General features: G+C 69.8%; 10 protein-coding genes. 5 read left to right on the top strand and 5 right to left on the bottom strand.

All coding sequences use genetic code 11. The features are described 5' to 3' along the window. Positions 1-61 precede the first annotated feature (61 nt). The 3 genes from sbcB (at position 62) to SLW55_RS09770 (ending at position 2,829) form a co-directional block, all read left to right on the top strand. A complete protein-coding gene (gene sbcB, locus SLW55_RS09780; protein WP_320745014.1) occupies positions 62-1,501 on the top strand; it encodes an exodeoxyribonuclease I in 1,440 nt (479 codons plus the stop codon). Continuing rightward, entirely contained in the window at positions 1,498-2,184 is a 687-nt protein-coding gene (locus SLW55_RS09775; protein WP_152236459.1) for a DUF2461 domain-containing protein, read from the top strand. Before sbcB ends, SLW55_RS09775 begins: the two co-directional genes overlap by 4 nt. Before the next feature lie 108 nt (positions 2,185-2,292). Continuing rightward, a complete protein-coding gene (locus SLW55_RS09770; protein WP_152236460.1) occupies positions 2,293-2,829 on the top strand; it encodes a DUF2939 domain-containing protein in 537 nt (178 codons plus the stop codon). Positions 2,830-2,969: 140 nt separating this feature from the next. On the opposite strand, the gene SLW55_RS09765 is transcribed toward SLW55_RS09770, so the two are convergent. From SLW55_RS09765 to SLW55_RS09745, 5 genes are all read right to left on the bottom strand, one after another. Further along, positions 2,970-3,782: a fused MFS/spermidine synthase gene (locus tag SLW55_RS09765; protein ID WP_152236461.1), complete on the bottom strand. Its 813-nt coding sequence runs from the start codon at positions 3,780-3,782 to the stop codon at positions 2,970-2,972. After that, on the bottom strand, positions 3,779-4,744 hold the full coding sequence (locus tag SLW55_RS09760; RefSeq protein ID WP_017907609.1) for a 5'-nucleotidase: 966 nt from the start codon (positions 4,742-4,744) through the stop codon (positions 3,779-3,781). The genes SLW55_RS09765 and SLW55_RS09760 overlap by 4 nt, the downstream gene beginning before the upstream one ends. 131 nt (positions 4,745-4,875) lie before the next feature. Further along, entirely contained in the window at positions 4,876-5,646 is a 771-nt protein-coding gene (locus SLW55_RS09755; RefSeq protein ID WP_026143327.1) for an NAD kinase, read from the bottom strand. 201 nt (positions 5,647-5,847) lie between these two features. Further along, positions 5,848-6,474 (bottom strand): hypothetical protein, encoded by a 627-nt coding sequence (locus SLW55_RS09750; RefSeq protein WP_320745013.1) that lies wholly within the window; start codon positions 6,472-6,474, stop codon positions 5,848-5,850. 279 nt (positions 6,475-6,753) lie between these two features. Next, complete coding sequence (locus tag SLW55_RS09745; RefSeq protein WP_320745012.1) at positions 6,754-11,871, bottom strand: NAD-glutamate dehydrogenase domain-containing protein; 5,118 nt, start codon at positions 11,869-11,871, stop codon at positions 6,754-6,756. 241 nt (positions 11,872-12,112) lie between these two features. On the opposite strand from SLW55_RS09745, the gene SLW55_RS09740 reads away from it, so the two are divergent. Both SLW55_RS09740 and SLW55_RS09735 read left to right on the top strand, forming a co-directional pair. Next, positions 12,113-12,766, top strand: coding sequence for a TetR/AcrR family transcriptional regulator (locus SLW55_RS09740; protein ID WP_017907605.1), 654 nt, complete (start codon positions 12,113-12,115; stop codon positions 12,764-12,766). After that, positions 12,763-14,046 (top strand): efflux RND transporter periplasmic adaptor subunit, encoded by a 1,284-nt coding sequence (locus tag SLW55_RS09735; RefSeq protein ID WP_017907604.1) that lies wholly within the window; start codon positions 12,763-12,765, stop codon positions 14,044-14,046. Before SLW55_RS09740 ends, SLW55_RS09735 begins: the two co-directional genes overlap by 4 nt. Positions 14,047-14,053 lie beyond the last annotated feature (7 nt).

Below are 14,053 nucleotides of genomic sequence, written 5' to 3'. Positions count from 1 at the left end.
CCCGCTCCTACAAGCATCCCCACGCTCCTAGACTCGCCTGCCTCGCACCATTCGATTCGTTATGCCCGACAGCTTCCTCTTCTACGACCTGGAAACCTTCGGCGCCGATCCGCGGCGCACGCGCATCGCGCAGTTCGCCGCGGTGCGCACCGATGCCGAACTCAACGTGATCGAGGAGCCGATCAGTTTCTTCGTCAAACCGGCCGACGACCTGCTGCCCTCGCCGGTCGCCACCCTCATCACCGGCATCGCCCCGCAGCAGGCCTTGCGCGAGGGCGTGAGCGAAGCCGAGGCGTTCGCGCGCATCGCCGAGCAGATGGCGCGGCCGCAGACCTGCACGCTGGGCTACAACTCGCTGCGTTTCGACGACGAGTTCGTGCGCCATGGTCTGTTCCGCAATTTCCACGATCCCTACGAACGCGAGTGGCGCAACGGCAACTCGCGCTGGGATCTGCTGGACATGCTGCGACTGATGCACGCGCTGCGCCCGGAGGGCATCGTCTGGCCGCAGCGCGAGGACGGCGCCACCTCGTTCAAGCTGGAGCAACTGGCGCTGGCCAACGGCGTGCGCGACGGCGATGCGCACGAGGCGCTGTCCGACGTGTACGCGACCATCGGCATGGCCCGGCACTTCCGCCGCAGCCAGCCGCGGCTGTGGGAGTACGCGCTGAAGCTGCGCGACAAGCGCTTCTGCGGCGGCCTGCTCGACGCGGTGGCGATGCAGCCGGTACTGCACGTGTCGATGCGCTATCCGGCCACGCGCCTGTGCGCGGCGCCGGTGCTGCCGCTGGCGCGGCATCCGCGCATCGACAGCCGGGTGCTGGTGTTCGACCTGGAAGGCGACATCGAGCCGCTGCTGCGCTATACGCCGGAACAGATCGCCGACCGCCTGTACACCCCGCAGGCCGACCTGCCCGAGGGCGAACAGCGTATCCCGCTCAAGGAAGTGCATCTGAACAAGGCACCGGCGCTGGTCGCCTGGGCGCACCTGCGCGAAGCGGATTTCGCCCGGCTGCGGCTGGACCCCGCGCAACTCCTGGCCAAGGCAGAGCGCCTGCGCGAAGCCGGCCCGGCGCTGGCGGAGAAGGTGCGGCGGGTGTTCGCCAGCGAGCGCGCCGCGGTGCCGGCCGATGTCGACGCCTCGTTGTACGACGGCTTCCTGGCCGATGGCGACAAGCGCACGATGGCTCAGGTCCGCGCCACCCCGCCGGCGCAACTGGCCGCGCTGGAAGGCCAGTTCCGCGATCCGCGCCTGCCCGAGCTGCTGTTCCGCTACCGCGCGCGCAACTGGCCGCAGAGCCTGTCCATCGCCGAACAGGCGCGCTGGGACGACTACCGGCGGCAGCGCCTGCAGCAGGACAGCGGCCTGTCCGAACTGAGCTTCGACGCCTTCTACGCGGAACTGGCCGGTTTACGCCTGGCTCACCCGCAGGATGCTACCAAGCAAGCCCTGCTCGACCAGTTGGCCGCCTGGGGCCACGACCTGCAACGCAGCCTATGACCAGCTATTTCAGCGACGCCAGCTTCAAGTTCCTGCGTGCCCTGGCACGGCACAACGACAAGGCCTGGTTCAACGACAACCGGCACAAGTACGAAGAACACGTGCGCCAGCCGTTCCTGCGCCTGATCACCGACCTGCAGCCGGACCTGGCCCAGGTCAGCGAGCACTTCCGCGCCGACCCGCGCGGCGTCGGCGGCTCGCTGTTCCGCATCCACCGCGACGCGCGCTTCTCCCACGACAAGTCGCCGTACAAGACCTGGCAGGGTGCGCGCCTGTTCCACGAGCGGCGCAAGCAGGTGCCGGCCCCCTCGTTCTACATCCACCTGCAGCCGGGCGAGAGCTTCGTCGGCGCCGGGCTGTGGCATCCGGAACCGGACACGCAGCGCAAGGTGCGCCAGTTCATCTTCGACAATCCCGGCAGCTGGAAGGCCGCCGCGCATGCGCCGGCGCTGCGCCGCCGCTTCGACTTCGAGGAAAGCGAGATGCTGGTGCGGCCGCCGCGCGGTTTCCCGGCCGATTTCGACTACATCGACGACCTCAAGCACAAGAACTGGGTGTTCTGGCGCCAGCTCGACGACGCGACCATGACCGGCCCGCGGCTGCGCGCGCAGGTCGCCGCCGACCTGCAGACGCTGGGCCCGTTCGTGGACTATCTGTGCGCGGCGCTGGACCTGGAGTTCTAGAACGGCAGTGCTTCCCCGTCGGAACGGCTTCAGCGGCGACAGGCATTCCCGGTCACGCGTCGCGGCTGATCCGCTCCTGCAGAACGCCCACACGCAAGGAGACATGCGATGAAGAAATGGCTGACCTTGCTGTTCCTCGCCCTGCTCGCCCTCGGCGGCTACGTCGTCGCTGGGCCGTACCTGGCCATCCGCGGCATCGACCAGGCGTTGCGCGAGCGCGATGCGGCGGCACTGGAGCGCTACGTCGACTTTCCCACGCTGCGGGTCAACCTCAAGGCCCAGGTGGACGATGCGCTGGTGCGCCGCGCCGGCCCCGACCTGCAGTCCAGCCTGTTCGGCGGGGCGCTGCTGTCGCTGGCCGGCGGCCTCGGCGGCATGAGCGTGGATGCGCTGGTCACCCCGACCGGCATCGGCGCGCTGATGCAGGGCGACGCGCTGTGGAAACGCGCCAGCGGCGACACCGTCGGCGGCGATACCTACGCCGCGCCGCGCCCGCCACAACCACTGCGCCAGGCCGAGCACCGCTTCGAATCGACCACGCGCTTCGTCGCCACCGTGCACACCGCCGACGGTACCGCCGTGCCCTTCGTATTCACCCGCGAGGGCCTGCGCTGGAAGCTCAGCAACATCCTGTTGCCGTTGTAGGGCGACTTGCCATCGTCCTGGCGCGTGGTGTCGCCCGGGACCGCATGCATTGTCTCCCCCGTCGCGCTTGCACCGGCGGCGGCATGGCGTGGACTGAACCGTCTGGCCGACGCAGCCATCCCCGGACAGCGCAGCCCCGGCTAACGCACCCCGTCCGCCCCCGTCCTGCCCGCCAGCGCCTGCTGCACGCGCCGGAACGGCATGCGCAGTTGCCAACGCGCCGACCACGGCAGGCGGGCCAAGGCCGCGTGCGCATCCAGCGCCGGCAGTGCACCGGTCCAGGCGAACACCACCTGGTTGTCCATCTGCGGCTCGTCCAGGCGCAGCACGCGGCCGCCGAACAGCGCGCGCAGATGCGCCAGGTGGCGGCGCGTGTCGGTGTCGTACAGGTTCACCGCCAGTACCCCGCCCGGTGCCAGCGCCGCGTGGCAGTCCTCGTAGAAGCCGCGGCTGAGCAGCGCGGCCGGGATGCCGTCGGCGTCGTAGGCGTCGAGCAACAGCAGGTCATAGCGGTCGCGCCGTTGCCGCAGCAACCGCGCGCCGTCGCCGTGCACGGCCTCGAAGCGCGCATCGTCGTCCGGGATGCGGAAGGCCGCGCGCAGGGTCAGCACGTCGGCGTCGGCCTCGATCGCCTCGATCCGCGCCTGCGGCAGGTGCCGATAGCAGAACTTGGCCTGCGAACCGCCGCCGAGGCCTACGATGCCGATCCGCCGCGGGTCCGGGCGCAGCAGCAGCGCACCGAGCATGCTGCGCGTGTAGCCCACCTGCAGCACGTCCGGCCACCAGGTGTACATGCGGCTCTGGGTCACCTCGCCCTTGAACTGCAGGCTGGTGTAGCGCCAGCCGTGGCGCACGTAAGGCCGCCCGGGACGCAGGTCGGCGGGCACGCCCGCTCCGTGCCGCAGCAGGCGGCGCAGCGCGGCCCAGCGGCCGCCGCCGGGCGCCGCATTCACGGCTTGGCGATGTCGTTGGCGACCCCGTGCGGCACATGCCCGGCGGCGACGCGCTCGCGGGCGGCGCTGTCGATGTTGTGCTGCGAATCGTCGAAGAAGATGTCCGCGCCGAAGGCCTGCAGGAACGGCCCCTTGTGGCGGCCGCCGAGGAACAGCGCCTCGTCCAGGCGCACGCCCCATTCGCGCAGGGTGCGGATCACCCGCTCGTGCGCCGGCGCGGAGCGCGCGGTGACCAGCGCGGTGCGGATCGGCGAGGCCTCGCCGGCCGGGAAGGCGGACTGCAGCGCATGCAGCGCCGACAGGAAATTGCGGAACGGCCCGCCGGTCAGCGGCTCGCGCGCGTTCTCGCGTTCGTAGCGACCGAACGCCTCCACGCCCTGCTCGCGCGAGAAGCGCTCGCCCTCGTCGCCGAAGATCACCGCATCGCCATCGAAGGCGATGCGCAGCTGCGTGGACAGACGATCGGCGTCGATCGCGCCGGCGGCCGCGGCCGCTTCCTGCGCATGCTCGCCGGGCGGCTTGGGCAGGATGGTCGCCGCGGCGATGCCGTGGCTGAGCGCGCGCCGCACCGACTCCGGGTTGGCCGAGAGGAACAGATCGGTACCGAACGGCTTGACGTAGGGCCAGGTCGCCTCGCCGGAGGTGAAGGTGGCGCGGACGATGCCCAGCCCGTAGTGCTGGATCGAGTTGAAGATGCGCAACCCGGTATCGGCGGAATTGCGCGACAGCAGGATGACCTCCACCGGCGGCGTCTCCGGCGGCGTGCCCTGATTCAGCGCCAGCAGCTTGCGCACCACCGGGAACGCCACCCCGGGCGCCAGCACATCGTCCTCGCGCTCGCGCTGATACGCGCTGTACGCCTCCACCCCCTCGCGCTCGAACAGGGCATGGCCCTCTTCCAGATCGAACAGGGCGCGCGAGGTGACCGCGACGGTGAGCAGACGGGGGGAGTTGTCGGACATTTTGGCTGGGAGTGGGGAATCGGGAATGGGGAATAGGTAAAGCGGTCTACAGGCAAGGAACCGAGCAGGGGAAACGGGAGACACGGAAACCGCTCTTGCGATTCCCCATTCCCGATTCCTCACTCCCCGCCCTACACCATAAATTGCTCGCTCAGGATCCGCTCCTCCAGATTGTGCTCCGGATCGAACAGCAGGGTGACCAGGCGGTCGCGGGATTCGCGGATGGTGACTTCGACCACGTCGCGGGTCTCGTGCGAGTCGGCGGTGACGCTGACCGGGCGCTTGTACGGATCCAGCACGCGGAAGCGCACCTCGATGTCGGCCTTGAGGATCGCGCCGCGCCAGCGCCGCGGCCGGTACGGCGCGATCGGGGTCAGCGCCAGGGTGTGCGAGCCCAGCGGCAGGATCGGTCCGTGCGCGGAGGAGTTGTAGGCGGTGCTGCCGGCCGGGGTCGACACCAGCACGCCGTCGCAGATCAGTTCATCGACCCGGGTCTGACCGTTGAGATCGATGCTCACGTGCGCGGCCTGACGGGTCTGCCGCAGCAGCGAGACCTCGTTGTAGGCTAGCGAGCCGGTGGTGGCGCCGGATTCGGTCTGCGCCAGCATTTCCAGCGGCCGCAGCTTGGCCGGCTCGGCCAGGGCCAGGCGCGCGACCAGGTCGTCGTCGCGGAACTGGTTCATCAGGAAGCCGACCGTGCCCAGCTTCATGCCGAACACCGGCTTGCCCAGGCTGCCGTGGCGATGCAGGGTCTGCAGCATGAAGCCGTCGCCGCCGAGCGCGCACAGCACATCGGCGTCGGCCGGCTCGCAATCGCCGTAGCGCCCGACCAGTTGGGTACGCGCGTGCTGCGCCTCCGGCGCGACGCTGGCGAGGAAACAGATGCGGGGCGAGGACGGCAGGACGGAAGCATTCATGGCCCCGATCATACCCGGGGCGCCATGACCGGCGCGCGGCGGCGAACCGGCGGCACGCGCTTGCAGCCGAGGCAGCGGCCAATCCGCGGCAGTTGCATGCCGCGTCCGCACCGCGCTGTGATGGGACCTGCGGCGACAGCCATTGCAGGCCGGTACCCGGTACCGGGCCGAGTCGCTCCGCCCGCCTTATCTGCCGGACACGAAGTCGCGGCACGCAGTCTCCGTCGCCTGCTCCTGCATCGCCTGGCGCACCGATGCCGGCAGCAGCGGGCCCAGATGCTCCCGCACCTGCTGCGCCAGTTCCACGGACCGGATCTCGCCCATCCCCTCCTGCGTGCGCGCATCGGCCAGGCACAGCCAATACCAGGCGCGCGCCAGATCCCGGCACGGCTCCGGGCCGCAGGCCTGGATCCAGGCCAGTTCGGGTTCCCAGCCGGCACCCGAGCACCAGCCGGGACGGCTCCATTCGGCCAGCAGCGCGGCATGGTCCGGGATGGTGCCCACGCCGAGGAAGCGACGGCGGCCGTACGCGCGCATGGCCACGCTGCAGCCACGGATGTCCAGCCAGGTGCGGGCATAGACCGCACGCTTCAGTGCCGCCAGTGCCGCGGCCTGCTCGCCGTTGGCGTCCAGTTGCAGGAACAGCGCATACGCGGCATCGCCCACCGATTTCCTGGCAAGTGCACGCAAGCGTCGCAGGTCGCCCTGCCGTGCCTGCTGCAGCGCACGCTGCAGCCGCAGCTCCAGCGGAGGCTGCAGTGCCAGGAAGACGATCAACAACAGGAGCACCGCGGGGATGGCCAGGTACAGCATGTACGCCTCGAAATGCGGCGCTGCAGCCGTGTGCTCGCCCGATGGCGCGGATCGTATCAGCGCGGGCTGTCAGAATCCCGCGGCCTTGCGTGACGCGGTCGGTCGCCGCATCGGTGCGCCGCCGGCCTGGCTCCAACGAAGAACGTGGGGCGAGCGCGGATCCCCGCCAAGGACGCGCGACAGCAATCGCCTGCCACGCGCCATGCGTCGCCATCGGGCGACGCGGTACCGCAGTGGGCCAGGCCCGCGCGCGCGGGCCTGGCCATCCGGCGCGATCGGTCAGACGCCGTGCGCCGCCAGCTGGCCGAGTCGCTGCACCGCCACCGACACCGTCGGGTAGTCCAGCGTCTTCTGCGCAGCCAGTTCCTGCAGCATGCTCAGGGTGAAGCGCAGGCTGCTGTCGTCGCGCTGCAGCCAGTGCTGCACCTTGGCTTCGGCGGTGCCGCCCGGCAGGCTCAGCGCCTGGCCGGCCAGCACGCCGTGGTGCTTGGCCAGTTCGTCGCGCAGCACGCCGCGGGCCACCGCATGCCAGCGGCCGTTGACCTCCAGCGCGTCGATCTGCTCGAACAGCCACGGCAACTGCAGCGCCTCGCCGAGGCGAAAGTGCACCTTCGACACCTCCACCGGCTTGAGCTTGCGGGTGCGCGCCATCTCGATGATGTCGAACGCCGGCTCCAGGAAGCGCAGTTCCGACAGCTGCTGGGCGAGCGCCGGCGGCAGGCCCTTGTCCTGCCACTCCTGCACCAGCGCCTCGTAGCGCGGACGCTGCGAATCGGGCAGCACGCCGGAGGCGACGCGGATATCGTTGAACGGCTCGTAGTAGCGCTCCACCGCGGCGGTAATGCCCGGCATCGGGCCCGGGCGGAACAGCAGCCAGCGCACGAAGGCGCGCTGCAGCGTCCAGATCACCTCCAGCGCGTCGATCTGCACCGACTCGGGCACCTTGCCGTCCAGCGCGTCGATCTGCGTCCACAGCGCGCGTGCATCCAGCGTCTCGCGGCTGATGGTGTAGGCCTTGGCGACCTCGGCGATGCTGCGGCCGGTGTCTTCCTGCATGCGCATCAGGAAGGTGGCGCCCATCCGGTTGATGGTGGTGTTGGTCACCGCGGTGGCGATGATCTCGCGCTTGAGGCGGTGCCGCTCCATCGCATCGGCGTACTTCTTCTGCAGCGGCTGCGGGAAGTAGCGCTGCAGTTCCTTGGACAGGTAGGGGTCCTCGGGGATGTCCGATTCCAGCAACTGCTGGAACGCCACCAGCTTGGAGTAGGACAGCAGCACCGCCAGTTCCGGCCGGGTCAGGCCCTGGCCACGCGCCTTGCGCGCAGAGATCTCCGCGTCCGAGGGCAGGTATTCGATCTGCCGGTCGAGCAGGCCCTGCGCCTCCAGGGTGCGGATGAAGTGCTGCTTGGAGCCCAGGCGGGTGACGCTCATCCGCTCCATCAGGCTCAGCGCCTGGTTCTGGCGGATGTTGTCCCACAGCACCAGCTCGGCCACTTCGTCGGTCATCGACGCCAGCAGCTTGTTGCGCGCGTCCAGGGTCAGCTTCTTGGCCTGCACCACGTCGTTGAGCAGGATCTTGATGTTGACCTCGTGGTCGGACGTATCCACGCCGGCCGAGTTGTCGATGAAGTCGGTGTTGAGCAGCACCCCGACCTGCGCGGCCTCGATGCGGCCGAGCTGGGTCAGGCCGAGGTTGCCGCCCTCGCCCACCACCTTGCAGCGCAGCTCGCCGCCGTTGACGCGCAGGCCGTTGTTGGCGCGGTCGCCGACGTCGCCGTGGGTCTCGCTGGCGGCCTTGACGTAGGTGCCGATGCCGCCGTTCCAGAACAGGTCCACCGGCGCCTTGAGGATGGCGTTCATCAGGTCGTTCGGCGAGAGTTGCTTGACGCCCGGCTCCAGGCCCAGCGCCTCGCGCACCGGCGCGCTGATCTCGATCGACTTGAGCGTGCGCGGGTAGATGCCGCCGCCGGCGCTGATCAGCTTGGCGTCGTAGTCGGCCCAGCTGGAGCGCGGCAGCTTGAACAGGCGCTCGCGCTCGGCGAAGGACGCCGCCGCGTCCGGGTTCGGGTCGAGGAAGATGTGGCGGTGGTCGAACGCGGCCAGCAGGCGGATGTGGCGCGACAGCAGCATGCCGTTGCCGAACACGTCGCCGGACATGTCGCCGATGCCCACGCAGGTGAAGTCCTCGCTCTGGCAGTCGCGGCCCAGCGCGCGGAAGTGGCGCTTGACCGACTCCCAGGCGCCGCGCGCGGTGATGCCCATGCCCTTGTGGTCGTAGCCGACCGAGCCGCCGGAGGCGAACGCGTCGCCCAGCCAGAAGCCGTGGTCCAGCGCCAGGCCGTTGGCGATGTCGGAGAAGGTGGCCGTGCCCTTGTCGGCGGCGACCACCAGGTACGGGTCGTCCTGGTCGTGGCGCACCACCTGCGGCGGCGGCACGATCTTGCCGCCGACGATGTTGTCGGTGATGTCCAGCAGGCCCTGGATGAACAGCTTGTAGCAGGCGATGCCTTCGGCCAGCACCGCGTCGCGGTCGCCGCCGACCGGCGGGCGCTTGCAGAAGAAGCCGCCCTTGGCGCCGACCGGCACGATCACCGTGTTCTTTACCATCTGCGCCTTGACCAGGCCCAGCACCTCGGTGCGGAAGTCCTCGCGCCGGTCGGACCAGCGCAGGCCGCCACGCGCCACCGCGCCGAAGCGCAGGTGCACGCCTTCCACGCGCGGGCCGTACACGAAGATCTCGCGGTACGGACGCGGCTTGGGCAGGTCCGGCACCTTGGCCGAATCCAGCTTGAAGCTGATGCAGTGACCCAGCCCGCCATCGGCGGTGCGCTGGTAGTGGCTGGTGCGCAGAGTCGCCTCGATCACGCCCTTGAAGCTGCGCAGGATGCGGTCCTCGTCGAGGCTCGCCACTTGGTCGAACAGCTTCAGCAACGCGGCCGAGACCGCCTCCAGCTGCGCGTCGCGGCTGCCGCTGCGCGCATCGATCACCGGCTGCAGCGCCTTCAGCGCCGCGGCATCGTCCTTGGCCAGCAGGTGCAGTTGCGCCGTCAGCGCGGCCTGTCCCTCGGCGATCTGCGCCTTGCTCTCGTTGCCGGTGGCCGGATCGAAGCGCGCCTCGAACAGCTCCACCAGCAGCCGCGCCAGCAGCGGATAGCGGTTGCAGGTCTCTTCCACGTAAGCCTGCGAGAACGGCACGCCGGTCTGCAGCAGGTATTTGCAGTAGCCGCGCAGCACCGCGACCTGGCGCCAGCTCAGGCTGGCGCCGACGATCAGGCGGTTGAAGCCGTCGTTCTCGGCGTCGCCGCGCCAGATCCGCACGAACGCCTCGCACAGCGGCGCGTCGGCCGTGGCCACATCGATGCTGCCGGCCAGCGGCTCGACCTCGAAGTCCTGGATCGACAGCGCGGTGCCGTCGACCACCAGCCGATACGGACGCTCGGAGATCACCCGCAGGCCCAGGTTCTCCATCATCGGCAGCACGTCCGACAGCGGCAGGTCGTCGTGCTGGCGGTACAGCTTCAGGCGCAGGCTGTCGGCGCCGTCGCGACGCAGCGCCTGCAGGCTCAGGTGCAGGTCTTCCGGACCGCGCAGCGCGGCCAGGCGTTCGACGTCGCGCGCGGCGATCTGCGCGGTCGACTCCTCGATGTAGCCGGCCGGCAGCGCGCGGCCGTAGCCGGCGGCCAGGCGCAGACCATCGCGCTCGCCGCAGCTGGCCACCAGCGCCTCGCGCAGGTCGTCGTGCCAGTTGCGCAGCAGGTGCGCCAGGCGCGATTCCAGTTCGGTGGTGTCGAACTCCAGCGCCTCGCCGGGCTTGGGCCGCACGATCATGTGCAGCTGCGCCAGCGGCGATTCGCCCAGCACCACGTTGGAATCGATGTACTCGCCGTGCAGCGCGTCCTTCAGCAAGGCCTCGATGCGCAGGCGCACGTCGGTGTTGAAACGCTCGCGCGGGATATACACCAGCGCGGAAATGAAGCGACCGTACTTGTCGCGGCGCAGGAACAGGCGGCTGCGCACCCGCTCCTGCAGGCCGAGAATGCCCATCGCGGTGCGGTACAGCTCTTCCTCGTTGGACTGGAACAGCTCCTCGCGCGGCAGCGTCTCCAGGATATGGCGCAGCGCCTTGCCGCTGTGGCTGCTCGGGGTCAGTTCGGACTTGCGCATCACGTAGTCGAAGCGCTCGCGCACCAGCGGGATCTCCCACGGGCGGCGGTTGTAGGCGCTGGAGGTGAACAGGCCGAGGAAGCGCTGCTCGGCGACGATGCGGCCCTTGGCGTCGAATTCCAGCACGCCGATGTAGTCCATGTAGCCGCTGCGGTGCACCCGCGAGCGCGCATTGGTCTTGGTCAGGATCAGCGCTTCCTTGGTGCCGGACTCGCTGAGACCGTGTGCGGCCAGCGTGCGCACCGGCCGCGCCGGCGACTTGTCCTGCCCGCGCAGCAGACCCAGGCCGCTGTCTTCCAGCGGCGCCAGCACGTCTTCGCCACCCTGCTTCTCCACCCGGTACTCGCGGTAGCCGAAGAAGGTGAAATGGTCGGCCGCGGCCCAGCGCAGGAATTCCTGCGCCTCGCGCCGGCCCTTGTCGTCCACCGGCAGGCGCCGCGTGGTCAGGTCGTCGGCCAGCGCCAGCATCTTCTCGCGCATGCCGCCCCAGTCGCGCACGATGTTGCGCACCTCGCCGAGGATGCGCCGGATCGCCGCTTCCACCTGCGCCATGTCTTCCGGCGGCTGGCGGTCGATCTCCAGCGCCATCAGCGATTCCGCCTTGCCCTCGCCCACGTTCTCCAGCGTGCCGTTCTTGTCGCGCTGCATGCGCAGCACCGGGTGGCCGAGCACGTGCACGCCGATGCCCAGCTCGGCCAGCGCCATGCTCACCGAGTCGACCAGGAACGGCATGTCGTCGTTGACGATCTGCAGCACCGTGTGCGACGACTCCCAGCCGTCGTCCTTCAGGTTCGGGTTGAACACCCGCACGTTGACCGTCCCCGGCTTGCGCTTGCGTGCGAACTCCAGCATCGACGCGGCCAGCGCTGCCCACTCCTGCGCGCTGTGGTGGGGGAACTCGTCCTCCTCCATGCGCTTGTAGAACTCTTCGGCGAAGGTCTGCGCCTCCTCTTGGCGCACGGCCGGATAGCGCTTGCGCAGCGCCGCGAACACCGAGGCCAGGCTGAAGGCGCTGGCGGCCGGCGCCGCGTCGATCACCTTGGCGGTCGCCGGCACGGTCGCGGCCAGCCTGGGCGGCGTCGCGGCCTTGCGCGGGGCGGCGGCCTTGGCCGCAGGCTTGGCGGCCGCCTTGGTCTTGGCAGGCGCCTTGGCCGGCTTGGTGGCGGACGGGGTCGCGGAGGTGCGGGTGGCGGCCGAAGATTTGGAACGGGAAGCGGCGTGTTTGGGTTTCATGACGGAGAGCAGCAACGATGCTCGATGGGAAAGCCGGAATTGTACCGGTGCTCCGTTCAACTACCTTGCTGCATCGCAAACCAATGGAGCGGCCGCGGCGACGCGCCAGATCGCGCAAAGCGACCGCAACACCATCATCACGCGGCGGTCACCATGCTTTGCCAGCCACGCTGTTGTCAGCAAGAACACCCCTGTGTCAAGGCTGTTCTAATTCTAAACTGGACGGTATAGTCCACAATCGATGAGCACTCCCCTCGCCTCCGCCGCACAGCGCCAGGCGCGCGACCAGCGCGTGTACGCTGCCGTGCGCGAATTGCTGGCCGAGGAAGGCATGGGCCTGAGCATGGATGCAGTGGCGGCACGCGCCGGCTGCTCCAAGCAGACCCTGTACAGCCGCTACCGCAGCAAGCAGGGCCTGCTGCGGCGGGCGATGCAGGATCACCTGGACCTGGCCACCGCGCACCTGGAGCCGGTGCAGGACGACCTGCGCGGCAGCCTGCTGCGTTTCGCCTGCGAGTACCTGGAACAGCTGTCGGAACCGCGTGTGCTGCAGAGTTGCCAGCTGATCGCCGCCGAGTCGCGGCACTTCCCCGAAGAAGCGCGCGCCATGTTCCGCGACAGCGCCGGCGCGCTGATGCAGCGCCTGAGCGAGCGCCTGCGCGGCGCCATGGCGCGCGGCCAGCTCCGGCATGACGATCCGCACTTCATGGCCGAACTGCTGTTGAGCATGATCGTCGGCATGGATTTCGAGCGTCAGCGCTTCCACAGCGCGCATCGCGGCGACGCCGCCGCGCAGCGCGCCTGGGCCGAGTTCGCCGTGGACGGCTTCTTGCGCGCGTTCGCCGCCGCCCCTTTCCTTCCTTCTACAAAACCAGACCGGAGTACCACCCGATGACCTCCCCGTTGCGTTCTCTCGCCCTGGCCTGCGCCGTCGTGGTGGTGTTGGCGTCCTGCAAGAAACAGGAGCAGCAGCAGGCCATGCCGCCGCCGGAAGTCGGCGTGCTGCAGGCGCAGCCGCAGACCGTGCCGCTTGAGCGCGAACTGGTCGGCCGCCTGTCCGCGTTCCGCAGCGCCGACGTGCGCGCCCGCGTGCCCGGCGTGCTGGAAAAGCGCCTGTACACCGAAGGCACCGACGTCAAGGAAGGCCAGCCGCTGTTCCAGATCGACCCGGCGCCGCTGCGTGCGACCCTGGCCTCGGCGCAGGGCCAGCTGGCCGCGGCCGAGGCCACCTACGCCAACGCCAAGGCCGCCGCCGCCCGCGCGCGCAGCCTGGCGCCGCAGGCCTACGTGTCCAAGTCCGACCTGGACAACGCCGAGGCCACCGAACGCAGCTCCGCCGCGTCGGTGCAGCAGGCCCGTGCGGCGGTGGAAACCGCGCGCATCAACCTCGGCTACGCCACCGTCACTGCGCCGATCGCCGGCCGCGCCGGCAAGCAGCAAGTCACCGAGGGCGCGCTGGTCGGCCAGGGCGACAGCACGCTGCTGACCACGATCGACCAGCTGGACCCGCTGTACGTCAACTTCTCGATGAGTTCCGACGAACTGGCGCAGCTGCGCCAGGCGCAGACCGAAGGCAACGTCGCCCTCAACGCCGAGGACAAGTCCACCGTGCAGATCAAGCTCGGCGACGGCAGCACCTATGCGCATGCCGGCACACTGGACTTCTCCGGCGCGGCGGTCGACCCGAGCACCGGCTCGGTGACGCTGCGCGCGCTGCTGCCCAATCCGGACCGGGTGCTGCTGCCCGGCGCCTTCGTCAGCTTCTCGGCCAACCTGGGCCAGCGCAAGGACGTGTACCTGATCCCGCAGGCGGCCGTGCTGCGCGACGCCAAGGGCGCCTATGCCTTGGTCGTCGGCAAAGACAGCAAGGTGGTGCGCAAGGACCTGACCACGGTCGGCCAGCAGGGCGACAAGTGGATCGTCAGCGGCGGCCTGCAGAACGGCGACCAGGTCGTGGTCAGCGGCCTGCCCAAGGTCAAGGAAGGCGCACCGGCCGTGGCCAAGCCGTGGGATCCGAATGCCGCCGCCCAGGGCCAGGGCCCGGGTGCCGGCGCAGCGCCCGGCCAGGGTGCCCAAGGCGCCGCGGCGCCGGCCAAGGGCGCCGCCCCGGCGCAGGGCGCAGCGCACGGCGATGCGCCGAACGCCGCCTCGCCTTCCGACCAGCCGAAGCAGTAACGGACTC

The sequence above is a fragment of the Xanthomonas sp. LF06-19 genome, assembly GCF_034105425.1.
Lineage (GTDB): Bacteria > Pseudomonadota > Gammaproteobacteria > Xanthomonadales > Xanthomonadaceae > Xanthomonas_A > Xanthomonas_A sontii.
Note: the sequence above shows the minus strand (reverse complement) of the source record. Positions and strands in the feature narration are given on the sequence as shown.